This is a genomic window from Chryseolinea sp. H1M3-3 (assembly GCF_029360725.1).
Lineage (GTDB): Bacteria > Bacteroidota > Bacteroidia > Cytophagales > Cyclobacteriaceae > Chryseolinea.
On record NZ_JARKMY010000009.1, the window covers coordinates 147,338 to 173,174 of the forward strand.

At 44.4% G+C, this 25,837-nt stretch carries 15 protein-coding genes; 3 read left to right on the forward strand and 12 right to left on the reverse strand.

Annotation, left to right across the window (positions count from 1 at the left end):
- The first annotated feature begins 127 nt into the window (after nt 1–127).
- A complete protein-coding gene (locus P2W71_RS15380; RefSeq protein WP_276372161.1) occupies nt 128–1,327 on the forward strand; it encodes a crosslink repair DNA glycosylase YcaQ family protein in 1,200 nt (399 codons plus the stop codon).
- Nucleotides 1,328–1,421: 94 nt separating this feature from the next.
- Here P2W71_RS15380 and P2W71_RS15385 read toward each other — a convergent pair whose 3' ends face one another.
- The 12 genes from P2W71_RS15385 to P2W71_RS15440 all read right to left on the reverse strand — a co-directional run bounded on the left by P2W71_RS15385 (nt 1,422) and on the right by P2W71_RS15440 (nt 24,290).
- Nucleotides 1,422–7,256 (reverse strand): FG-GAP-like repeat-containing protein, encoded by a 5,835-nt coding sequence (locus P2W71_RS15385; RefSeq protein WP_276372162.1) that lies wholly within the window; start codon nt 7,254–7,256, stop codon nt 1,422–1,424.
- Between the two features lie 19 nt (nt 7,257–7,275).
- Complete coding sequence (locus tag P2W71_RS15390) at nt 7,276–11,835, reverse strand: YCF48-related protein (RefSeq protein ID WP_276372163.1); 4,560 nt, start codon at nt 11,833–11,835, stop codon at nt 7,276–7,278.
- 255 nt (nt 11,836–12,090) lie between these two features.
- Entirely contained in the window at nt 12,091–12,918 is an 828-nt protein-coding gene (locus P2W71_RS15395) for a PIG-L deacetylase family protein (protein WP_276372164.1), read from the reverse strand.
- A 55-nt stretch (nt 12,919–12,973) separates the two neighbouring features.
- Nucleotides 12,974–14,023: a serine hydrolase domain-containing protein gene (locus tag P2W71_RS15400; RefSeq protein WP_276372165.1), complete on the reverse strand. Its 1,050-nt coding sequence runs from the start codon at nt 14,021–14,023 to the stop codon at nt 12,974–12,976.
- Nucleotides 14,024–14,141: 118 nt separating this feature from the next.
- Complete coding sequence (locus P2W71_RS15405; RefSeq protein WP_276372166.1) at nt 14,142–15,275, reverse strand: helix-turn-helix transcriptional regulator; 1,134 nt, start codon at nt 15,273–15,275, stop codon at nt 14,142–14,144.
- A gap of 199 nt (nt 15,276–15,474) precedes the next feature.
- Nucleotides 15,475–16,479, reverse strand: coding sequence for an MBL fold metallo-hydrolase (locus P2W71_RS15410; RefSeq protein WP_276372167.1), 1,005 nt, complete (start codon nt 16,477–16,479; stop codon nt 15,475–15,477).
- Nucleotide 16,480: 1 nt separating this feature from the next.
- A complete protein-coding gene (locus P2W71_RS15415) occupies nt 16,481–17,143 on the reverse strand; it encodes a hypothetical protein (RefSeq protein WP_276372168.1) in 663 nt (220 codons plus the stop codon).
- A complete protein-coding gene (locus tag P2W71_RS15420) occupies nt 17,143–19,227 on the reverse strand; it encodes a sensor histidine kinase (RefSeq protein ID WP_276372169.1) in 2,085 nt (694 codons plus the stop codon). The genes P2W71_RS15415 and P2W71_RS15420 overlap by 1 nt, the downstream gene beginning before the upstream one ends.
- Nucleotides 19,218–20,486, reverse strand: coding sequence for an N-6 DNA methylase (locus P2W71_RS15425; protein ID WP_276372170.1), 1,269 nt, complete (start codon nt 20,484–20,486; stop codon nt 19,218–19,220). Before P2W71_RS15425 ends, P2W71_RS15420 begins: the two co-directional genes overlap by 10 nt.
- A 491-nt stretch (nt 20,487–20,977) precedes the next feature.
- On the reverse strand, nt 20,978–21,274 hold the full coding sequence (locus tag P2W71_RS15430) for a MoaD/ThiS family protein (protein ID WP_276372171.1): 297 nt from the start codon (nt 21,272–21,274) through the stop codon (nt 20,978–20,980).
- Nucleotides 21,271–22,458, reverse strand: coding sequence for a sialidase family protein (locus tag P2W71_RS15435; protein WP_276372172.1), 1,188 nt, complete (start codon nt 22,456–22,458; stop codon nt 21,271–21,273). The genes P2W71_RS15430 and P2W71_RS15435 overlap by 4 nt, the downstream gene beginning before the upstream one ends.
- 929 nt (nt 22,459–23,387) lie before the next feature.
- Nucleotides 23,388–24,290 (reverse strand): NAD(P)-dependent oxidoreductase, encoded by a 903-nt coding sequence (locus P2W71_RS15440; RefSeq protein WP_276372173.1) that lies wholly within the window; start codon nt 24,288–24,290, stop codon nt 23,388–23,390.
- Nucleotides 24,291–25,231: 941 nt separating this feature from the next.
- Here P2W71_RS15440 and P2W71_RS15445 point away from each other — a divergent pair.
- Together P2W71_RS15445 and P2W71_RS15450 are read left to right on the forward strand one after the other, a co-directional pair.
- Nucleotides 25,232–25,456, forward strand: coding sequence for a hypothetical protein (locus tag P2W71_RS15445; protein ID WP_276372174.1), 225 nt, complete (start codon nt 25,232–25,234; stop codon nt 25,454–25,456).
- Entirely contained in the window at nt 25,446–25,748 is a 303-nt protein-coding gene (locus tag P2W71_RS15450) for a PIN domain-containing protein (RefSeq protein ID WP_276372175.1), read from the forward strand. The genes P2W71_RS15445 and P2W71_RS15450 overlap by 11 nt, the downstream gene beginning before the upstream one ends.
- Nucleotides 25,749–25,837 lie beyond the last annotated feature (89 nt).

A 25,837-nucleotide genomic window follows, 5' to 3' on the forward strand; every position in this document is an offset into this window, starting at 1 on the left:
TCCGGGTTCGTGCTTTTGTTGGTACTCCGCGCAACACCCGCATTCCAACCTCATGATTAGATAATTTTGTCAAAACTTAACGCTTCAACGACCGACGCTCATTAGATTTGGAAAAGTTAAATCATCGATGAGCCGAGTCATTCTCACACCATCCGAAGCAAGAAAAATTGTCCTTTACGCGGCAGGATTGTCAAAACCAGCGCAGTTTGGAAAGGGGAAAGAAGCTGTATTCAAAGTCATCAACCATCTTGGATTTCTTCAGCTCGACACGCAATATGTCGTAGAGCGTGCTCATCATCACATGCTCGCTACAAGGGTGCCGAATTATAGACCAGAATGGCTCGAAGAGTTGCAGTCGGAGGGAAGGATCTTCGAATTCCTGACTTCCGATGCCGGATACATGCCTACCAACGATTTTCGATTCTCGTTGCCGCTAAAAGAAACCTTCAAAGCCAGGAGGAAAAACATGACCGTTACAGAAATAAATTTGATGAACAAAGTACTTGACAGAATCAGCCGTGAAGGTCCGCTGATGGCAAAAGATTTTGAAAACGACCGTGTAGTGAAAAGCAAAGGGTGGTGGGATTGGCGCCCTTCCAAGATCGCATTGGAACGGCTTTATCTTGAAGGAAGCCTGATGACATTGCGGAAAAAGAATTTTCAAAAAGTCTACGACCTCTCGTACAATGCCGTACCCTCGGATACAGACACGACATTGCCAACAGCCGAAGAATTTGCAAGACATATTGTGCACCGTTCATTGCACAGACTCGGCATCGCTTATGTAAAGGAAATAGCATGGAGCGCTCGCTATGTGAAAGATAATGGTGTGCGGGAAACGATAAAGCGAATGGCGGACGACGGAGAAATCTATCCTGTAGAAGTTGATGGATTGAAAGGACCTCTTTACATGCTTCCTCAATATGTTAAAAAGAAAGTCACCATATCCGGCGATGCATTTATCCTTTCACCTTTCGACGTGCTGAATGTTTTCAGACACCGCCTGAAAGATTTTTTCAATTTCGATTACCAGGTGGAATGTTTCGTACCAAAGGAGAAACGGAAGTATGGATATTTTTCATTGCCAATTCTCGTCGGTGACGTATTTGTGGCGCGGATGGATTCTAAAGCAGATCGAAAAAATGGAATCTTGAATATTCACAACATCCACATCGAACCGACGAAACTCACCAAGCCAACGATCATGAAAATTTGTGATGCTGTTAGAAGTTTTGCCCAATTCAATCAATGTGAAGGCATCGTTGTTGAAAAATCAAATGACAAGGCGCTGGCGAAAGTTATGCGACACGAGTTAGGTGGCCAGTAAGGAAAATACAAACTGTCGGAGGCTTCCATTGGGGACTGATAATTATTGGAATAAAATCGCCTGCTGCTTAAGTAAATTCCCGCAAAAGACCAACTTAATACACCACGACCCGTTTGCTTCGATTTACAATCCCATCTTCAAATATAATAAGGTACACACCCGCCGGAAGCTGTATGGGATATGTTTCAATCACCCCTAACGGATGGTCAATAGTGGTTGTATGCACCAATCGGCCGGTCACTTCATAGATTTTTACAATGCCCCGGAGCGATCCAACATCAATTGAGAAATACTTTCGTGCTGGATTCGGGTAAACCGACCAACCGGCATCCGTGATATCTTCTATACCTGTTATGAGATCGGCCGGCATGTTGTACGAGCGAGAATACTCGGAGCAACCCCCTTTCATAACGAACACCCTATACGTTCCAGTTTCACCGTTGTACGGGATGGAGGCGCTGTTCGAGTTGAAAATATACGAACCATTCATAGACCAAGCATAGTAGTCACCATCTTTCTCGCCGACCTCGAGTGTGTTTTCCGAGCCGTATATCTCTGTATTAATCGTAATTGGCGTTACCGTCACCGCTATGGGCTCGCTCTCACATCCATCCAAGGTCTGGGTGACATAATAAGAACGTTTTGTCGCTTCAACACTAAAATAAGCGTTGTTGCTCAACAATTGCGTTTTGTCTTTTGCCCCGTACCATCGGATGTTTTGCCCTGAAGCAGATAATGAAAGACTGCCCGAATAATTTTCGCAATATGTTACAAGTGTGTTTGCCGCCGGCGCAGGTGGGGTGTCATAAATTGTTATCGCTATTCTTCGGGGAATGCCTTCATATCCATCGACGTTTTGTGTAACATACACAACTTGTGATTTCTCCGGATGGAAGTCGCCCGAGGCGATAAGATCTTTTTTCTGCCGGTCCCGATACCATCGTATATCAATGCCTTTCGCTTTAATGGTGACACTGCGGTCGCATCGATAAACAACGGTATCGTTGACTAGTGGCGGTGGCGGTAAAAATATAAATGTCCCCGCTGCTGAAAGTTTTGATCCCAGGTAAGATTGGTCGACTGCCTGCACCTTCCAGGTATATTCTCCAACGGTAAGGTTGTTTAAGATTGCCTTATCCGTGAACGTTCCGGGCTCAAGCCGCTGCCGTTCACCGGTTACAGGGTCAATGGGGCCCTTCAGTATAGGCGTTCCGTTGCGATAGATGACAACGTCATGAGTCATTCCAGAGGCAGTGGTGTGGTCATCAGTTTCATCCCGCCAGCCCAGATGAATTCCCAGAGAATCCTGGACAGCCGACAAATTAGAAGGTGCTGCAGGTGGTGCATTCTTTATCCCTTTGCCGCCATTGACTATTTGATTCAGGAAGATTCTGCTGAACGGTTGATCGTACGAATTTTGTTGATAATTAATATACCCTGTGACATACACGTCCAGGTCGCCGTCGTTATCAAAATCAATGATACCCGACTGGTTTAAACTAAACGTGTAGTAGGGCATTTGATACACTTCAAAAGCGCCATTGCCGGTATTTCTATAGAATGTTCCATAGGGAGATATTAATGCGATGTCCTGGTAACCATCATGGTCAAAATCGGCTACGTTAAAAGTATTTTCACCGGACAGCAGATCGCTTGAAATCATTTCAAATGTCAGGACACCGTCTTTTATTCCCAGGTTTTTATAAAGTTTGCCGCTTGTATAGTGACTGCTGGTAAGCAGTGCAATGTCGGGCAGGCCATCGCCATTGTAATCTAGTACGGCAATTTGGTTTTCATAGGTAGAAAAAGTAATGCCCGAGTTTATCAAGCCTTGTGGGCTGGCCAGATAAAGAGCAAAAGAATTGCCTTCATAGATAATAAAATCTTCATCCCCATCGGCATCAAAGTCGGCTGTAGCTGTTACACCACCACAGCCGCTGCAATTGGGATCTTCTGTTGTATAATTGCCAACGCCATCGTTTCGCATGAATTTTTTCACGTCACCGTTCGCGCGATCTACAACGGACAGGTCAACATCATTATCCATATCAGCATCATACCGGGATTGAATCCCATATGCGTTCTGAGTAAATGTATTGATTGCCGGACTGAAGGTTTTGTCTCCATTGTTTAAGAAAACCTCTGTTTTGTATCCTTCATTCCAAATATAACCGTGCTGATAAAGATCGGGTTTATGATCCCCATTGACATCAAAGAACTTGAATGAAGCGGTTGTTCCCAACTCAGAAGGTGTAATATCGTGTTTCACCCAGCCAGAACCAGTATTTTCAAAAGCCGCTCGGGTTAGTTCTGCATACTGGCTGTTATAAATTCTTCCTCCGTTTAAAAGAATATCCATTTTACCGTCCTGCGTATAGTCGGCAATATCCAGAGATCCATATATGTTTGGAAGTGTTGTTTCTTCTACGGTCCACATCATTGTACTCCATTCTACAACATTCGAAGGAGAGGTAGATGTACCGTTGGATACTTCAGTAACCCTGTATTGGTATTGCTTGTTATAGCTGAGGTTTTCATCGATAAAACTTGTGCTGCCCGCTGGCAATTCCGCTATCGTTTCGAAGGGACTTTCCGATAACTTTCTTTCAATGACAACATGTTGTTCTTGAAAAGAACTTCCTGTCCAGGACAGTTTGATCTTATTTAGCAAGATGCGTTCCACGTTTAGATTGGTGGGACCGTGATCAATAGTTACCGGCAATTCAGCCGACCAAGGCGACGAAGCGAACGCTGCGTCGAGGGCTTGTACACGGATCTTATATGCGCCTGCAGGCAGATCGCGGATGGTATGGCTGGTTCGGTTTCCTGCATTGCCGACGGCTAGTCGGTTTCTAAAAAGACCTGAAGCATTGGTCTCTCCGTGCAGCCACGTCTTTCCAGTCGCATCTGTAATCCAGAGGTTGTAGCTTAAGAGATTTGCGGGCGTTTTGTCATCGGCTGAAGGTTGCCAGCCTATAGTGAGATTTCCGAATGAAAACTTCGCTGTCAGGGATGTCGGTACGGAGGGGCTGGTGTTAGTAGCTCCAAGCTTTTCAGCTTGATTCAAATAGAAATAGTTATATCCCTGATGCCAGTCGTCGCTACCGAGCTTTACGAGATCAAGGTCACCATCGTTCTCCATATCCGTGAATGCAATGGAACTATCCCAGTGTTCATCTAATTCGACGTTGCTGACCTCAAAGCTTCCGCCACCTTTATTGATCGCGATAGAAGAGCGGTATCCATCGGTAAAGATTATATCTGGAAGGCCGTCAAGATCAAGGTCGCCGGCCTTGCCAGCTATGGCATATGAACCATACGATTGATGCATCAGTTGTTGCCAGGCATACTGAAAATTTCCGGACCCTTTGTACCATCGATACCCATCACTTGAACTACCAATGTAGTCAGTGATACCGTCGCCATCGATATCCATGAAAAACACAGGCGTGGTCGGGAGTTTCGGGGTATGCTTTATGAAGGCCATCCCACCCGCGTTCACAAAAAAGCGAAGCGGCTCATACTCTGTCCCGACGAAACAGATATCCATAAAACCGTCATTATTCAGATCTGCAATGTGAAACGATCCAAGTTCACCATAGTCACCATCTGTGAATTTGAATTTACTGTCTGTAAAGTTTCCATCTGGTGTCTGCAACAATAATTCGTACACATGTGGATTACCTGACGCGTTGCCCACTGCGTGACGGTACAAAATATCTCTGCGGCCATCGTTGTTAAAATCCGCCACGCCTGCCTGGTAAAGGGCAAGATATGCGTCGCCCTGATAGGCTAAGGCGAGTGTCCCATTTTCGTTCAAAAGCACTGCAAGCTTTTGCCGGCTATAGTCGTTTCCAAGAATGACGCAGAAGTCTGTATCTCCATCATTATCCATATCCACAGCATCGACTACCCTGTTGAGTTTAAATTCATCGGGGAGGGTAGGTAGAATGGAAACCATTTGCGTAAAATTTCCGGTCCCATCATTTTTAAAGTTTAAATCGTTGCCGTAGTTGTGTGATATGCGCCCCATAAATTCGATATCATAGTCCCCATCGAGGTCGTAATCCGCCGGGTGCGCGGAAGCTGTAACAATATTAGGCTCGTGAGTTCCAAAAGACACGGGGATGAATTGCGAACTATGATGTCCAACGGTTTGGCTGGGTGCAGAGTGGGCACCTGCCGTCACGGCCTTAACGTAATATTCGTAGAATTGATTTTTTTGAAGCGAGCCGTCCGTATAGCACAATGTAGTACCAGGCACGTCTGCAATTTGCTCCAGCACTGAATTATTCGCTCTTCGAAAAACGATAAAAGAATTTGCATTTCCAGCAAAGCTCCAGCAAAGATCTATCGAAGTTTTGCTATTTACTGTCAGCGTTAACGCAGATGGAGCAGCGCCGATTTCAAATGTCCCGGTAGAAGAAAATGCCGAAGTGCGCCGGCTTTTGTTTATGGCCTGCACCCTCCATTCATAATTGCCTGATGGCAGGTTGTATACAGTGTAGGCCGACGAGGAAATCAATGTTGAATTGTCGGTAAGTAACAATTTTCCCGAGGCCGTCGTCGGTGTGATCTGGATGGTCTGACCATTTTTTTTAAATTCAATATTGTAGACGTTATTTGTAGCACCATTCCAGGAAAGATTAACATGCGTACCGACCAGCGTTGTAAGGTTCGATGGTACGGCAGGAGGGGATCCCGCCGCGGTGCCGGTATTGATTAGCATCGTGCTGGTTTCAACGGAAAGATTTTGATTATAAAACTTCGTGTGGATATCCAGGTCGTTGTCATTGTCATAGTCTATTAAATGAAGCGCGTTGACGAATTCAGTTGCCTCGAAGGAATTTGTTTTTGAGAAGGAGAGGTTGCTGGTTGTTGCATTGACAAACACCATCGTCTGGTATTCGTTATCTGTATACGAATAGGCTGCAACGACGATGTCCGCCAATCCATCTCCGTTTAAGTCCCCGGTTGTAGCATCATTTACAGCAATGGATCCGATTGAATAGGGGAGTGCAAACTGAAGCTGTTCGCTGCCTGAGGTATTTGCTATGACGTAGCACTTACCCTTGGTTACGTCCATCGCCAAAATATCAAGCTTGCCATCATTGTTGGCGTCAAATAACAACAATCCCGAACGATCCCGAACTTTCATTCCGAATTCCTTTTCCAATGGTTGAAAATTTCCGCCACCCTGGTTGAGATAAATCTGCAGTGGATTCCCAAACCATTGGTCATATCCTGCCGTCGCAAGAATGTCGATAAGTCCATCGTTGTTGATGTCACCCCAGACCATCGTTCGAATTTCCTCGGTAAGTTTATATAACGATTCACGATAGGTGCCATTGTCGTTCAGATATATCTTGCGGTTATGTACAACATCCAGGTCGAGATCTCCATCAATATCCTGCCAATCGGTGGGACCGTATTCATTGTCATTGTATGCGATGTTGGTGGTGACTATTGTAAAAGTATTGTCCCCGGCGTTGACGGCTATAGCCACGTCGTTGTATCTGGCAAAAAGTATGTCGAGATCGTGGTCGTGATCATAATCGTTCAGCTTAAAATTAACGCTCTCCGTCAAGAAAGATCCGGGTACGTCAACTGATGCAGCAGAGAAAGAATTGCCTGTACGAGTATGCAGAATGCCCCCGTATTGATAGCCGAACTCCAGGGCGTCCGTATCCCCATCGCCGTCGAAATCCGCCCAGTGATACCGGCTGGAATAATTTGTAGGGATCGCCGGCTCTTCCTCCTGGAAGGTTTGTGCCAGTATCTGAAAAGGTATCGCAGTAATGAGCAATAATACCACGACGGTTAGTTTGCTCAGACGCTTCCCCGTTGGATAATAATCAAAATACGCAACCTCCGGCAAACACGCGAATGTCTTCATCGGATGTCTTTCATTTGTGAACTCGAGGGGCATATCCTGAACAGTTTTAAACCTAATACTTGATAATTTTTTTTGTTATTTTTTTCCCGTCACCATTTGATATTTCTATAAGGTATAACCCAGCGGGAAAATACTGTAGCTGGAGGGTTGCTTCCTGACCAGGACCTAATTCTTTCTCCCAGTACGCTTTCCCCGTACTGCTGTACAGTTTCAGTAGCCTTGGCCCATTTTCATTAAGTCTGATATTTACTTCTGCTCGTGTAGGGTTCGGGTATAGCATAATAATGTTGCTACTTTCTTCTTCGACGGCAAGCTGGACATCCACAACGACAGGAAGCGTTTCAAGGACGCGACATCCGGAGACAGCGTCAGTCACCAAAACTTTTACCAGAGGCGTGTCTGCATCGAGCTCCCACATGACCGTTGACTGCTGAGAATTATCGTTGGTGAAACTCTTTGCGCCAGTGACGTCCCATGCGAACAGTAAATTTTCATCCAGATTGGTCACCTCATAAAGCGCTGGTAACGAAAGAGACTCGATGTGTTCAGGGCCGGTGAGTTCTGGCGCAGGTAATGCCACCGCAGTAATGGTTTGAATACGTGACGTGCTGACCCCGCAATGGTTAACATTGTTGATCGTCATTGTATACTCGCCTGCAAGGGGAAATTGAACATACGCGCTTGTTCCCACATCATTCAATACTGCACCACCAGAAATGTTCCATTGATAACTGCCTGAATAGTTTTCGGATAAGTAATAGATATGCGAATCGCCGGCGCAGACAATATCCGGACCAACGGCATACCCCGGCTGCGTTGGTGCTTTTCCAGGGTTGCTGATTTGCGAAAAATAGCCTTCTTGTCCTACTAGATAAATGTTGCCATGTTTATACTGAATGCCATATAGTCCATTGGAAGAACTTCCACCTACTGGAATTTCCTTCCACGTGGTGCCGCCATCAAACGTTTCATACAGATATCGTTGCCGCGTAGCCACATAACCATGAAATGCATCGGTAAAATAAACATCAAAGACATCACCATTGAAGTTGGTGTAAATAATATTCCAGGTGACACCACCATCGGTAGTCTTGCTGAATTTACTTCCGGCTTTATAACCGATATTCGTGTCGACAAAGAAGAGGGTGGTATAAGGATTTGAATCCTGGCCATCCCGGGTGTATAACTCGTTCCACGTTGTGCCGCCATCTTCTGTTTTTACAATACTTCCGAAAAGTTCCATGCGATAGCCAATCGTCCCGGAAATAAATTGCATATCACGCGCATAAAAACCATAATCGTATGTCATCAAGTCCCAGGTATCTCCGCCATCCAAACTTCGGTACAAGGCGTAATCGCTATAAGAAAAAATAACATCATCGTTGACTGCATACAACTGACCGGCTGGAACATAATAAGGATCTGGGGAACTTGTCGTAACAAGAACCTCTTCTAAGGTGACACCACCATCCGTTGTCTTGTAAATAATGAATCCATCAGAAAGTAATGCGTTGTTTTCGTCGAAGTAATGGAAGCTGTATATGTCTTTTGACCAGGCAAATTTTTTCCAGGTCATTCCTTTATCAACAGTTTTGTACTGGCCTTCCTCGCTGAGCAGATAACCCACATTTTCAGTGACGAAATTAATTTTATAAAAATCTTCAGTTGGTAAGGAATGCAACGATTCCCACGTTGATCCTTCATCCACCGAAAAATTTATTGACCTGCCCAATCCGTCATAACTGTTATAATCTGTTGAATGAACAGAAATTAACTTCCCAGTCTTAGCACGAGCCATACCCATGATAGCTCCTGGACCGGATGGATTGCTTGCCCGTGTCCATGATTCACCACCATCGTTGGTAACAAACAGCAGTGAGCCATAATAGCCACCATAGATGTACCCGTTCTTTTCATCTTTGAATTCGATGCCCCTGAAATATTCGCCCGCGACATTGGGAATACCTATCCACGTCTTGCCTGCATCTTTTGTCCGGTAGGTGTTGTATGCGCTAATGATAAATCCATCTTTATTATTGAGGAACCACATACCGGTCCATTGCGGACTTGTTCCTACGTTAACGGTATTCCAGCTACGTCCACCATCTGTCGTTTTACTGAGGATGGTTCCGCCACGAAAAGCCAATCCGTTATTCTCATCCCAAAACCAGGGATTCCTGATATCGTCAAAGGATTCCGTGTTGCGTATATCCCAACTGTTACCACCGTCCTCGGTGTATACCAGATACCCGTCACCTCCCGCGACGAAGCCTTTTTTCTCGTCCAGAAAATATGCTGTAATTCTATTGACATACGACATGCCGAACGGAAGATAAAGCTGAAACCACGTAGCCCCATTATCGTCTGACTTAAGCAGCACAAAGTCACCTGTAATGTATCCTGTATTTCCTTTGAAGACGATATGTGAAAGTCTGCCCCAGCGGCCGGTATTCAAAAACTCCCAATTCACGCCTTCATTGGATGAGCGCAGGATCCTGCCGTCATTCGTCAACGCAAATAATTCACCGGCTGAGTTGAACTCCGTATCCGTGAAACCATAGTTCATGTTTTCAACGACATCGTCGCAGGGCTCGGACCCTATTGGTGTTGGTCCATTTGATATCCGAATAATAAATGCTTCTTCGATGGAAGATTCAGCGGTGGACGCCCGCACCCGCACGGCATAGATATTTTTTTCCGCGTAGTCAAATGCATGACTCGCTTTTAATTGAGTTCCATCAATAAAGAAATGTGCGTTGCCTTCATCGCCTTTACCTGTCGCCAGACTAAACGTAACAGGTTCTGAAAAACCAGGTAAAGAAAGTGTGCCTACAAGAGTGGGAGACGGAAGCAATTCATTTATAACGGTATTGCTAAGCGTAATTTTCTTGTCGGACGAAACGGCATTTAATGACTTTACCAGCTTTCCATCAAAAGTTTCACAGATTTTCTGCTCACCAGATGCCTTGATCTCTCCAAGTAATTTTATTGTAAAGCGAGGTTCATTCTGGTCGTTGGAACAGATGACAATTTCCCCTGTTTTTTTACCCGCCGAAAACGGAATGAAGGAAACATCTATTGTTACTTTCTCATTTGGTTCAAGGAACTCCGGTAATTCGCCTTTGACAAAAAACTCTGCACCTGTTACCAATAGATTGGACAGTGCCAATTCTTTGTATCCACTATTGTGTATGATGAGCGGTACTGTAATACAAGGTATAGCCGTTTGAAGGTTATTCAAAAAAAGGGTTTCTCCACTGAGCAGCTGACTATTGTAACGCGTGGTTACATTGATTTCGCCCGCTGCTGAAGAGTTCCAAAGCACCGTTCCCTTGTAGGAGTCACCGGTAGCAAAATAGACTACGCCTTCTGCATCCGTGAGAAGATAGGGCAGACCGCTACCTTTCGGATCCAGGTCAGCATATTGTTTGGTACCTTCCGGAGTGCCATCGGTATGCCAAAGCTCACCACTTCCATACTCGCCCATAGCGCCGCAGAACCAGAGTAGTCCATTGGAAACGACAGGACGGTTTTGCAGATACGAATTGCTTCTGGTAATGATCACATCATGTACCTTCATCGTTCCTGAGGGCGTACCGTCGGATTTCCACAATGCATGCGAACCACCTTTGCTGCTTCGGAAATAAACAGCATCCTGGTACTTTGCAAAGTGGTCCATTTCAGATGCATAAAGGTGGGGATCCCATGTAAAGGAAGTAAGCTTCTGTGTTCCACTTACTGTACCATCAGATACCCACAGCTCATCCGCGGGCGTTTTTTGCTCATAGTCCTGCCGCAAGCTGAAGAAAAGTTTGTTGCCGACCGTTATAAAATTATCAAGCTCGTGATTGCCGTATATGGGAGCGACAATTGAAAGCAGCAACGGCCATTGCGCATGCGCTTCATCATAGACAAACAGCTTAATTTTTTGCTGATAACTGCTGGTTCTGAAGGCATACAACTGATCGCCTGCCGCGTACAACGAACCAAAACTGGTGCCATCATCGGGGTCATGCAAAGGGTGGTTTACAGTAGTTACGGTGGTACCATCAGTGCGTCTGAACATGCCGGACTCGTGTATGGAATAATACAAATAATTGTTTCCGACAGCTAATATTCGAGGCCTGTAGTAGTCTATTTTTTCGAGTAGAATGGTACCGGCTGCAGTGCCGTCGGATTTGTAAAGACCGCCTTGTTCGGTGGTGAAATAGAGATAGTCTTTAAAGATCACGAGCGATTGCGGATTGCTTCCATCCCGGCCCGCGTTAAGTTCAGTGACCATATAAGTACCTTCAGGCGTACCATCGCTGGTCCATAGTTCGCCGCCGTGTTGCCCGGTATGGCCTGTAAAGAACAACCGGCCTTTAAAGCTTACCATATTTTGTGGAGCGCCATTGTTATAGCCGGGATTAATATCCTTTACCATAACAGTACCTTCAGGTGTGCCATTGCTAACCCACAACTCTTCGCCATAAGAATCGCCTGTGGCAGCATAAAAGACTTTGTTACCCACAGCGACGCTTGCGCTGGCGGAAGTGATTTTTTTCAGGGATTGCTGAGCTGCGGCCATGCCAAATACCAGGCATAGCAGTGCAGTACTAAAAGTTCTCATTCAAAAAACGGCGGTAAAATTTAATGAATAGTTTCTATCGTTATTGGTTAAAAATTGTTTTTGAGAGAAGTTTTTAATGGCGCACAATTAACATTTTAATACCAAGATAAAGGGATTGCTCAAAGTTCCAAAATGACGAAAGTCTTGGTTGATGATGATAGGTGTAATTGGATATGTGACCGAAACCGAACTCGGGCGCGCCGGGCACTAAGGTGGAGTATCCAACTTGATTTGACGCATAGGCGGCAGATAAATTTACTCGAAAAGTGAGTTGCCGATTACCTTATTATGCAGGAACGGCCTGAACATAGCGACATGGTTCTGCGTGTTCTCCAAAAAGACCGGCAGTTTTTGCCTTACCGTTTCGCGATACTGACTTTGATGACAATTGAACGCAGCCCGAAGTTTTAAATAATCCGCTTCGTCAAGAGAAACTTTAATAGTCAGGTAGGACGAATCAACAGTACGGTATTTCGCCCAGCTGGTTTTTGTGATGCTTCCGGTTGGTAAAGCCGAGAAATACAACTTGGGATTTCCAGGCCATTGTCTGGATGCAAAAACTTCCGTCACTATTGTTCCCGTAAGAAGATGGTCAGGGTGACCGGTCCATCCTTCTGCACCAAAGGTGACGATTACATCCGGTTTTAATGTGGTGAGCAGGGACGATACCGCCCGTCGGAGCGTATCCAGTTGTGCTGGTAGTCCACCAGTTGCAGCATTCATCTGGTCCGGTAGCCCGATAAAAATTGGCGGTTCCAGGCCAAGTGCCTTCGCGGAACACTTCATTTCTTCTTGACGGGCAGCAACTAGTCTTGAGCCTGCTGGTATATTTGCAAAATCCGTTGTGCCGAGCGCGCCATCCGTTGCAATCGCGACATATACCTTGGCATTCTTCGCCGCGTAATGAGCCAGTGCAGCTCCAGTTAAGAGTTCATCATCCGGGTGAGCAAATATTGCAAGCAGGATAGGGGACTTGCCTTTCTGTTTTTCCCGACTTGGCATCCTTGCGAGTAGATTCTCAGGCGTTGAGTGACCGGAAATAATAAATAGTACAAGAATAATTCGGGTTACCATGAATTTCATATTCTAATAGTTTCTAAAAGTTTTGACTTGCCTGGAACTTAGGAAATGTGTTACGCTACTGCATGTAACTAACGATATGGCTACCTTCAACCAGAGATTCAATAACGACATTCCTTATCACCTCCATACCTCGGTCGCTATTTGTCATTACGACAATTCCCCGCAGTGATTTTGGCAATAGAATGACAGCGGTTCTCACGCCCACATCCGATCCTGTGTGTACCAACGCGTACTCATCGTTGGGCAAATCGTTCACGATCAACCATCCCAGCCCATATTCTATGTGATTTTTCACGTGGACCTGCGGACGTACCATGTCCGCAAAAAGTCCGTGGGATAAGCCTCCTCCCTTTAATACATCGGCAGCAAACTTTGCGTAATCCTCAATCGTGGTCATCAGATCATCGGCAGCAGAAACATCCGTGCGCATCTTTGTTTCGTACGTGTTTTTTCCTGCTTTGTCATGCCAATGGGCAAACCTCGAAGCGATTGACGTATTCCGGGTAAACCACGTGCTGTTCATAGACAACGGGCGGAATAGATACACGCTCGCAAGTTCTTCCAGTGAGTTGCCAAACTTTTTTTCGATAGCCTTTCGCAGGTATTCAAAACCTTCGCCTGAATAACCGTATTGACTACCAGGATCAAACTTAAAGGAAAGCATATTCGATCCGTCGTCCCATCTCCAATTTGGAAAACCGGTTTGATGACTCAAAACAAACCGCGTAGTAAGTTTCGCATGTCGCGGGTCACGTTTTATATCCGGATCGATCCAGTAGGTTGACAACGGTTCATCTAGATTCCATTTGCCTGCAGACACTAATTTTAATGTCACCATGGCTGTGACAGGTTTGGTAAGGGAAGCAACGTTAAAAACCGTATTTTCGGGTGCCGGTGAATCGGTGTCCGCTTTAAGCTTGCCAAATACCTTGGTATGTTTCAGTTCGCCATTTTCAATGATGCCAATTCCGACAGCAGGCACAAGACTTTCGCTTAACCAACTCGCAATCTTGTCCTCGTAGGAAAACTTAACTTCAGTATTTTGAGCGTTGACACTACAGACAAATACGCACATCGCCAGCCTGAGTAGAAATTGTTTTTTCATTGTTCATCTTTTTTATTGCGCTAAAAGAGAGAAAACTTTTTTGTCAGGCTTCCCAAAATATGTTTTGAGAGTTATCACGTTTTGAGAGCGTTCTCAAAAGATATTTTGAGAGTAAATTTTAATTGTCATTACGATTGTCAATGAATTCCTTGGGTGACATCCCCGTTGTTTTTTTGAAGACCCGGTAAAAGCTCGCTTCAGAATTGAACCCGCAGTCCAGTGCGATGCCGAGAATAGATAAATGCCGGAAATTTGGATCCGAAATTTTAGCCTTTACCTCATCAATCCTGTAATCGTTAATCAAGTTCCTGAAATTCTTCCCAATGATAGTATTGATTACGTAAGAGGTTGTACCAGGAGAGGTGCCGATTTTTTCGGACAATTTCACAAGGCTGATCTCGGGGTCACGATAAAGTTTCTTTTTCTCTAAGGCATCAAGGATCTTTTCTTTGACCTGATTGATACTTTCCGCTTCGTAAGAAATGTTAGCGGGTGCAATACTTTCATTTTTTTGGACGGTGAGGGGAGCAGCTTGCCGACTATAGTAACCTTGAATCCCGACATAATAAATGATTACGGCAATAATCAGGTAGAAGAGTTGCCAATGATAAAAGTTGTATAAGCCAAATCCAAAAGAATCAAGTGCCAGGTTGATGGTCAACGTCAGCATAAGAAAACCGAATAAGATAAGCACATTTCTCAGCCATGAATACGTCGGATACGTCATGTCGGCAATATTGTTATTGAGCCATTTGCTATAATTTCTGATGCTCCCATAACTTAGGATTCCGTAGATCCACGCCGAAAGGACTGACAAAAAATCTTCGACTGATTTCACGTTATTAAAGTGTAGCGCGTCGGCAATCAAATCCTTTTCAGACATTACTGGCGTTGACAGAACCTTGCCGTAGACAATGGTAGCGTGTACCAGGAATACAAGCATCGGAATGAAATGAAGAAGCTGTTGCGGTCGAAGGCGAGCATGCGGATTCACAGACGCATAAATAAACAAATAGACTAAGGGTTGGATGGCGAGGTCTAATGCCAAGGGAAAGTACCTGAAGGTATGCGTGTTCCATAAGCCGAGCGTATGCAACAGGATTTTACAACTCAACAGAATAAAAGTGATGACCACTAGTGCAAGCAGCCTGTTTCTGTGCTTAAATTCCTTCGACAACAAGAGCAAATAACTTGTAAACAGGCCTTGAGAAATGCCTATGATCACTAACAAATCGAATAATGTTATTTGCATTGCTGGTTAGGGGGCAAGTATTGCAAAAGCGAAACGTAAATGGACTCGGCGGGGTTTAACGTAATCCGGCCCCAAGTCTATTTAACATAATATAAATTATATATCCTAATATGTAACTTAACTGAATCACAGTACTGGTGTGGCTCGTCATTGTTTAGTGCCCACTGTACAGCAGTTACAATCCGCCAACCGAGAGTGCTCAGTCTAGTGTACTCAGACAAATGGATGTCGGAGCTTCTTTAGTGATAAAGTTAACGTGAGGTGGTGCCGCAGGTAATAGTTCAGGTTCTTTTGTTAGATCAACTATAAACGTACCGCCACAACATTCCCTGGCGTGCCTTCCTTTGGCATAAACGGAAACTAAATGTTTTGGCGAAGCGCCTGGCAGAGCATGTGCACAATGCTTTGAAAGCTGTGTGCATGCTACTCTTACTTTAGGTAATTTTTTTCTAATAGTGGACACTATTTCAGTACGTGGATTCTCATGTTTTTTTCTCCCAATGGAAAAAAGAATTGTGGAAGGTTGAATCAACTCACATATCTTTTCTGTAAAAGAAATTATGTTGGATTTTAAATGTCCCGGTTTACCTCCATGATGGGGAAAAACTAGCAAGGGAGCTCTTAATGGAATCTTATGATCTACTAGGTCATTCAACGAAATTTGATCAATATCACCAGCCAAATATGCAATAACGTTATCCTTCCACTTAACATGAAATGACGCAGAAATAGAGTTGGATGTTATCTGATCCTTATTTCTATCTAGTCCCCCCACTCCTTTCGCTGCCAAATAAGGTGTTGGTCCGGTTATTTCTAATTTTAATAAGCCACAGCTAAAATCTTCCATTCTTCGAGTAATTCCCACCGTAACCGCTATCTGTTTTCTTTCATTTAGTTGACTTATTTCATAGCTTAAATCGTTCCATAAATCACTTCCTTTTGTTGCGTCAGCATTTAGCAAGATTCGCTTTATTTCAAACGCATCGGACGCCAAAAGACCTACAAGGCCGCCAATATGATCCTGATCAGCGTGTGAGAGAAATACTGCATCAATTGATTTGATTCCTTCGGCAGTAAGAAACTCAAGCAAAGCGGAGCCTTGTGATCCACAATCGACGACAATAGTAGAATCTCCATCCCTTAGAATTGTACTATTCCCGTGACCAACATCTAATATCGCTAAATATGGAACTGGATATTGCATGCTATTTTACTTCCCAGTCGGTAAAAAATAATTCATTTGCATGTTCAGCCCCAATGTTTACATTTGCATGCAACCTCATATCTGGTTTGATCATTTCTCTCAACACTTCTGGTAAATCATTTTTATTTAAAGAAATCATTTCATTCTTATTCCAAGCCGGGATAACAACAAAAAAATTTGATTTTGTACTTACATCATCAACACGAACTAAGGTTCTCCAGGATTTACGGATTGGGGTTAAAACACCATTGAATTCTCTAATGCAAGTCTCTAGCCCCATCAAAAGGGAGTCAGGTGTGAATTCAGCTGGTGTTAGTATGGTGGGGATTTTGTTTCTAAATTTTCTTATTTCGTCAATATCCGCTTGTTCATATCGCGTGACAAGAACTGACGGAATCTTTTGATCATAGCATCTATAAACAAAGTTAGCTCCATTTACTGGAAAGTAATTTTTCCTTTTCCGCAGGTGATGATCAGTTACGATAGCATCTGCTTTTGATCTTAGTTGGGAAAGATATGCTTCTAGATCAAATACAGAATCTGACTGCGAAATTGGGACAAGCTTTGTGTCCTCTACAGTCAATTGCATTGTCTCCCTGCTTGTTTCATCATCATCGATGACACAAACTTTGCTAATAGTAACATTGTCAATTGTGACTGCCATTATTTTCCAATGATTGGTAATTCAACGATTATTTCTGCCCCGCCCAACTGTCCATGCGCCATAGCACTTACAGTTCCGCCGAGGTCATGGACAGCATCTCTTACAATAGTTAAACCTAATCCAGTCCCATTGGGGTTAGTGGTTTCTCCTGGCAACCAAATATCGTTTACATCTATTCCTACAATCCCAGGTCCGTTATCTGCAACTGTTAATGAAAGAGTGCTTTGTTCTACAAAAGTCTGTATCAATATCTCGCGACTTTTACTCACTGAATTCTCAAGTGCTACCAAGCTGTTGTTAAGGAGATTTGTCAATATTGATTCTATTGCTGCTTCACTTGATCGCATGTATGGTTTGCCTGGAGTTAGTTCCGTTTTTAATATGATGTCGCGACCATCAGTAAATGGTTGAAATGTTTCTAGAACATTAGAAATTACTTCATGAATTTCTACCCTTGTTACCCTTCTTTTTTCATGCGATAATATTTTTAACGTGGCACTTCCGAGAACAGCTAATGAGCTTACAGCTCGTAAAATGCTTTGAACAGGTTTTTCAAAAAGCTCCTCATATTTTGATTTCAGATGTTCTTTCGTTCGTCTTTCAATTGATTTTATAGCTTGGGTAATTGCCTTTAATGGATTCCCCCGCGATTCATGTGAAAAAGTTGCAGCTGTGATGCCTGCTGTGCTCAGCGTACGGTATAATTGAACCTCTGAGCGAAGAGAAGTTAGTTGGTTTTCTTGCGCTTTTTCAAATTTAGCGAAAGCCTTTTCAAGCTCCTTCCTATTTTTCCGTGAAAGTTTTTTAATTGCTTGTTGCAATGTAACCTTAGTGTTGCCAGCGGCGGTATTAGCGGTTTCTCTTGTATTCCTTCGTTTTTGTTCGGCGACCTCAATTCTCCGCTTTGCCATCCAGTCTAAAGCATCCTGGCAAAAACTTCTAATTTCATGAAAGACGTCATTTTCTATAAAACCAGATCTGTCGGTTTTTTGCGAAAGCAACCCCTTTGAATCTTTAACTTTCACAACTCCAATAGAGGTATTCGTCGAAGGGCGTTCTTCGGGACTCTTGGCTCTTGATAGATTCATGTCAAGCCAATCGTTCCCTGCATTGCCATAAGGGTTAACCCTGAGACCATTTTCGTAAAGATGAACTCCGCCAAACTCAGTTAGCCATTCCCTCACCTCCCCAATTGATGTGTGTCTTCCACTAAACGAAGTTGAATTCAAAAGAAATACCCATAAGTCAAAGGTGGTTGCAGGGCAACCATACTTCTGACCATTTCTTCTTCTTGCAATTTCTTTATGTGGTGCTTCAAAAATTACCTGTCCGCGATAATCCAAAACAGCCGCCTTTGCGAAACCAGTATTGTCTACTGTCGCAGACAAATGATATTCAGCATCATCGAAGTACCTTCTTGACACCAAGCGCTCCATGTCTTGGAACTCCTTTGATTTTAGTATTGGTTTAAAACCATTCGGATCATCTTCAAATGGATCCGCTAACAGAATCAAACCCCGAGCTATCTTCTTAGCCTCCCGTTCACCTATCCGAGTCTTTAAATTTTTTATTGTTATAGTAGTCCCAGGTAGGATCTTTTTTCCCGTTGGGGAGCGCGTAACGTCAAGAAAAACGTCCTCGACTAATTTTGCTCGATCAAATTCATCCCAATTAATTTCAAGTTGATATCGAGCTTCTGGCAAATTTTTGGGGACGCTTTCTAAAGCTGCTACATGGCCCATTCTAAGAGCCGCTAGGCGCCCGAGACCTTTGTTGCCTGCTGGGATCCTGTTTAATTCTGTTCTTCCAACATTAGACTTAGATGACTCACCTAGTACAAGCCAACCATTAATGATGTCGCCCTCATCCATTCCTTTTCCATCATCTTTAATTTTAATTGTCCCACCAATTTCTGTTATTGAATATAGTTCAACGGTGCACGACTTTGCATCTGCGTCATAAGAATTTTTAACAAGTTCAAGTATGCTTTGATCTATACTCGGATTGAGTTCCTCGCCCAACCGCCTGATGATTTGCGTGGAAAACCTAATTTGCGCCTCAGTCGTTCCTGCTTTTACCGCCATAAGGGTAATTTGGATAAAATTTTAACAGTTAAGTGTCGACACCTAATTTGCTGATTCAGCCAATTATTTGTTCGGTTATCTTTAAGAATTTTCAGTAGTTGCTTACAGTCATTCAACCTTCCAGATTTTGGTTTTACAACTATCAAGTGATTATCCACATAGATAGGATCTGGAACATTGACAATGACAGCCGCAGCCCTATGTCTGTCCCCCAATCTTGATGTTCGCTTTATAACTACGAAAGGGCTTTTAAAAGATCTTCCAGAATGTCTCCTTTTAAGATTCAACGAGTTTATTTCACTCCAGTCTTTAAGTTTTTTACTCACCAGATACCCTAACGACTGTCCCTTGCGAGGATCACGGTTGTCAACTACAGGACCAACGCAAACATCAAAAGATGATTCCATTATCTCGGGCTCAACGTTGGCACCTTGCTCTAGCAGAGTTGGGACGCTCAAGCTTAATGCTTTTTTTCTTTTAACAAGATTGATAGCGAAAACATCCACGTCAGCGTATTTATCAAATTGCCCTAGGAGTTCTAAGCCTTCAATTCTGCAGGTTTTATTTACAATGGCGCGCCATTTTTCATATCGAGATCCGCTCCTAAGAACATCTGGAAGAATCGCAGTTATCGCAGTTCCAGGACTTATGAATTCTATAATCTTGTCCATGAAAACGGCTGCCTGAGAAACCTTTCCCTTTGACCAAGTTAAGCTTTCATTCGCGTCAGCGACATTATAGGGTGGATTCACAAAAACATGTGTAGCCTGTTCATAAAACTTATTGTTGATTAATCCATCCGCAACACATATTTGTCGGTGGAGTTGGGCGTTGTCGAATTCTGAATCGTTTCTGAGCAGGTGATTGATTGCCAACCGTAAACGCGTGGCATTTACAAATTCGTTATGAATATCTGTTCCGTATACCTTATCTGTAATAGAAAATTTAAACTTAGTTTGGTTTATGACATTGACAATTGCGATTAGAAGATTTCCGGCCCCACAGGCTGGATCATAACAAAATGAACCTCTGCTCAACCTAAATTTAGAATGCCTTAGCACTTTTTCTGCAAGCGCACTTTCGGTAAAGAATGCTCCAAAATCCCTCCTGGCTTCTATACTTACTAGCCTTCTTAATTCTTCGGACGCTAAGCCATCAACCAATTTACATGCCTGGGACCTCCAGCTTTCGTTATTACCTGACTTAAATGATTTCAGGAAATCGTCAAGGCTATCGGTAAAATTGGAATACTCTTTCATACCTTCAGTTCGCATCGCGAAAGATAAAATTATAATTTAATCAATTCTTAATTTTATTAAATCGTTAAATATTTTAAGTAAATGATATTATAATAGTGATAATTAAATAGTTATGATCATGATTATTAATCACTTTTGTTCTGAATAATAATTAAAAACAATGAAGCTCAACGTTGATATTTATGATGTCCCGATAATTAAACTATCTCCTCAGTTGTGCCTACCATGCCGTCAGCCTCATAGGCTTGACGTTGCCGGCTTATATCCTTAGATATCTTACAACGGTTTCACTATCCTCAAATTTAGAAACCGATGCCCAGAGCGGTGATTGGATGTGCGACATGGCCGGCGGAAATGCTGCCGGAATTTGCAACGCCGGTTTGAAAAACTGAGCACATGATGAGTCCGAGTCTCGCCACCGCTCCTACCAATGTTGGAAGACTTCGAACCAAACACAATGCGACAGCTATGGACCACTTAACTGTCAGCATCTACCCACCTGCTATTGCCCCCACAATCAAAAACGGTTCCCTCCCATTCAAAACCTTTTCAGGAAGCACCGTGCTGTTGTCGGACATCGAGTAGTCGTCGCCGCAGGCAAAAAACCGGACAAAAGCCCGGCGCTTTTTAGTGTCGTGTTCGCGGATGGTTCCTTTGAGCATTGGGTAACGCGCCTCGACCGCATCGAGTAATGCATCGACAGTCGCTGATTCGGGCACGTCAACCTGAATTTCCGATTGCACCCTGGCGAGGTTACGAAGATGATATGGAAGTATTACACGTATCATGGCAAGGCTTGTACCTCCACCGAGTACACTGCGGGAAGGTTTTGAACGATAGCCGTCCAGTTGTCGCCTCCATCGGGTGACGCATAAATTTGTCCGCCTGTGGTACCGAAATAGATGCCACATGGATTCAGCGTGTCGACAGCCATGGCGTCGCGCAAGACATTTACATAACAATTTTCTTGTGGGAGACCCTGCGTGAGTGCTTCCCAGGTATTGCCGCCCGTGCGACTGCGGTATACCCGCAATTTGCCTTCCGGCGGAAAATGCTCGGAGTCGCTTTTGATCGGAATCACGTACACCGTGTTGGGCTCCTGTGCATGCACGTCGACGACGAAGCCAAAATCGGATGGCAGATTGCCACTGACTTCCGTCCATAATTCGCCGGCATTATCGGTACGCATCACATCCCAATGTTTTTGCATGAACAATACGTCCGGCTTTGCCGGATGCATGGCGATGCGGTGAACACAGTGACCAACTTCAGCGTGTGGATCAGGAATATAGTTCGACGACAATCCCTGGTTGATTGGCTTCCACGTCTCGCCGTCATCGTCGGATCGAAATACACCGGCCGCAGATATTGCCACATATATTCTTCCGGGATTTGCCTTGTCCAGGATAATGGTGTGTACCGCCATACCGCCGGCACCTGGCTGCCACTTCGCTCCTGTTGGATGCCCGCGCAGTGCTGATAATTCTTTCCAGCTCTTGCCACCATCGGTCGACTTGAAAAGCGCAGCATCTTCGACACCGGCATAGACTGTGTCCGGGTCTGTTAACGAAGGCTCTAAATGCCACACGCGCTTGAACTCCCAAGGATGCTGCGTGCCATCATACCACTGGTGCGTGGTCAGCGGCTTGCCTTTTTTGTCAGAAGTATCATAGGCAAACCGATTACTTTCTGTTGCCGGCATACCGTCAGGCGCCGTAGTAGGTTCGCCATCCTTGAATCCGGGCTGGAACCAGGTCTTGCCGCCGTCGTCGGAACGCTGAATGATTTGCCCAAACCAGCCACTGCTTTGCGAGGCATAGATTCGGTTTGGATCGACGGGAGATCCTTTCATGTGATAAATTTCCCATCCGCCAAAGAAAGGCCCGTCGACGGTCCAGCTTGAACGCTGGGCGTTTGAAGTTATGATAAATGCGCCTTTCTTGGTGCCTGCAAGAACACGAACTGCTTTCATAGATTACGCTTGGATTTCATGCTTTTAAGATATGGAAAAAAATGCTTGTGTCCAGCGGCTCAGGTTTATACAGCCTTTCGTTTTGGATTGCATAATTATCTGTGCTGGCGCTACGCGTAGGAAAGTGCGCTGCTGATGATCAACTATTTTCGCAATTGATCAGAAACAAATTTAGCAGTTCCATTTAATGTTAAACAAACGCCTTTTACATAAGCATCGGGTAAGGCGTCGGTTAGATGAGGTAGCTCGGAGAAACGCTGTAATTCCGGTGAAAACAGGGTGTAGCTACGGAAAAAAGCCGATTTTCCGATAGTTGACCGAACGTTGACCGAAGGATGACCGAAGCTCAACGCATACTTATTAAATGCTTGTCTGGTACAGAAAACCTTTACAGTCTAAGTTAATCCGGCCAGGGCTTTACAGTTAAAGAAATAGTCCGGCTGGAGCTATACAGGTTGATACATTAAAAGTGTCCGATCCGGAAAAACCTTGACAGGCCGTACCCACCCTTCTGACGATCTTCTTGACTGACGTTGACTGCTACGCGTTAGATGTCTTACAACGGTTTGACTATCCTGAATCGGAAAGCAATACCCTTAGCGTTGGTTATATATGTCCTGGCTTGGCGAAATCCTGCCGATTAACTGTCCGCCTAAAAACAATAGCATAGAATGTATCCGCTTAAAAAAATCGCCCGGGTAAATTCGAAATATGCAGTGGGATTTTGTAACGTCAATTTTAAACTGAGAACATGATAAAGCCGAGTCAATGTCTGGCCCGTAATCGCGAAGCATGTTGGGTCCGAGTCACGCCATCGCTGCTACCCACGTTGGAAGACTCGAACCAGGCAAAAGTCAGCCTGGAGTTTTCATGTTGAAATTCAGATTGAATGCAAAACGGATCGTTCAGGAGATGGCGCAAACACCTGCTCACTTCTCTTTCACATACTTCCTCCAGTTATGCTGCTCCCTGAACCCTAACACTTCACGGATTTTGCGATTGGAAAATAAGGCTTCATGCTCTTCCAAGTCGCGGGTCACTGGAACGCCAGGGAAAAACTGTTCCGCCAGGTCTTTGCTGGGAATGATCGCGCCATTGGTGTTGTTTCCAGCATTGAAGACTTGGTAGCCAAGGCCGTCTTTTTTCAAGCATAGATCGACGATCTGCCCAAGATCACGCGCATCGATATAACAAAACGCATTCCTGCGGCGCACTTCGGGATGTTTGAAATAATGCGGAAACAGTTCGCTGTATTCGTGAGGTTCAATCACGTTTCCGATTCGAAGGGCATAGATATCAACGCCGGACCGTCGCTGGAAGCTCCGCGCCGTTTTCTCATTGACGACTTTCGATAGTCCATAGCTATCCATGGGATCAACATCATAGTCCTCTTCCAACGGCAACGCTTTAGGGTTGGTTTGGCCATCCGAAAAACAGATACCATAGGTAGTCTCAGACGAAGCAATGATGATCTTCTTAATGCCAAGTTTAACAGCGGCTTCGATCACATTGTAGGTGCCGATGGTGTTGACCCGAAACGTTTCATTATCCGGTCTGATCAGGATCCTGGGCACGGCAGCAAAATGGACGACAGCATCGAACGCGGGTACGCCATTGCCTGACTCCAACTCACCTAACCCGGCATACGAGCTCATGGCATTAAACATTTGTCCGGAATCCGTAATGTCCGCGATCAGGTTATTTACGCCTGGGTAATTCAAGGGCACAAGGTCTACATTCATCACGCGGTGTCCCTGGTCGAGCAGGTAAGGTATCACGTGTCTTCCTGCTTTTCCCGATCCTCCAGTAAAAAATATTCGTTTCTTAGTCATAGTTACTAGTGATTGTTTATTCAGTCAGGTGTGAGCGCTGCCGTAATCGCGCTCCTGCCTAATAGGAACAAGTTCTAAATATAAGGCAAAAAAAATATCAAAAATTAGTACGCGCGTTACATCGAAAAAAACACTTGATAAGTGGTGAAATGGTTTCAAAATCATTGAGATAGTTTTGTTGGACGATGGTAGATTTCGACTTGCCGAATGCATATTTAATATTTGTTCCCCCATCTCCAGAATTCTGATCGGACTCCCAAGCATCGCCACGTTGCAAGTCGCGCCTCCTTCCCTCCTAAAGCCTGTTGTGAGTAGGAAAGTGCGCGGCTCAATTGTGCCGACAATGTTTGCCTGCTACCCTGTTAGACATCTTACAACGGTTTGACTATGCTGAAACTTAAAACCGATGCCCTGAGCAGTGGTGGGACGCCGACATTTGGCAACGCTAGCTTGAAAACTGGGAGCAGGTCGGGGATTTAAAGTAGATCTCATAATAAATTAAAAGCGATGTCAGGAAGGGCATCTCGTTTTGTAGGCTCTCGCCGGCGTTGCACTCACTGCCATGGACCATCAACGATGGACTTTAAGATGATCGTTTCATAGCGTCCATTCTAAAGTGTGTTTTGGCTTGGGCAACGCCTCCGGCCCGGGCTATCCGCTACAAGCCGGCCTCGCTCCTGCCAGCGCACTTTGGTTGCTTACGCGAAAGCTTGCGCCGCCGCCTGTAACTTTAGCGCACGCGGTCAGCGACAGCGTGGCTACGCTTCTACCCCTATTGCTTTGCCAGTGCTGCAGCAACACCCAGTGTATAGCTGCACACTTCCCTCGCGCTTGGCAGCGCACTTTTTATCCGAATACCGCCTACTAGCCTCATTTGTAGTGATTATTTGAGAACCAAATTCGAGCTAAAATTGTATCTTTAAGAGCCTTATTTAAATAAAATGCTGTCCAAAGCCTTCGAAAACGAATTTTTCAAAAATCTAACGCTGCTCAGCAAAGAGCAACAAAGCAAAGTCTTGGCTTATGCTAAATCTCTCTTGAAAAGGACTAAGAATACCAACCAGGAACTTTTACAATTAGCCGGTAGCATTGACCCTAAAGATATTCGGGAAATGAGCGAAGCTATCGAAGCTGGTTGTGAAAACATAGATAAGAATGAGTGGTAAGAATTATCTGCTCGATACCAACATTGTTATCGGCCTTTTCGCAAATGAATCCTCAATTATTGAAAAAATTAAAACTCAGCCTTCCAGCATTTTTATTCCCAGTATTTTTTTAGGAGAACTTTTTTATGGTGCAGAACAATCCACTATGAAAAGTCAATTAAAAGCCAAGGGCACGCCAATTCCGGAAAATGATATTTGGATCGGTGCCCTCGCTCACCAGCATGGATTGACCCTAGTGACCCGGGACAAGCACTTTAATAGTATTGAAACTCTACAAATTGAAAATTGGTAATAATCCTTCACAGCAGCAACGCACAGCCTAAGCCTGCGCAAAGAGTATCGTTGCGCAAACTGGTTGTAAACAACGAGATTGAGTTTGAA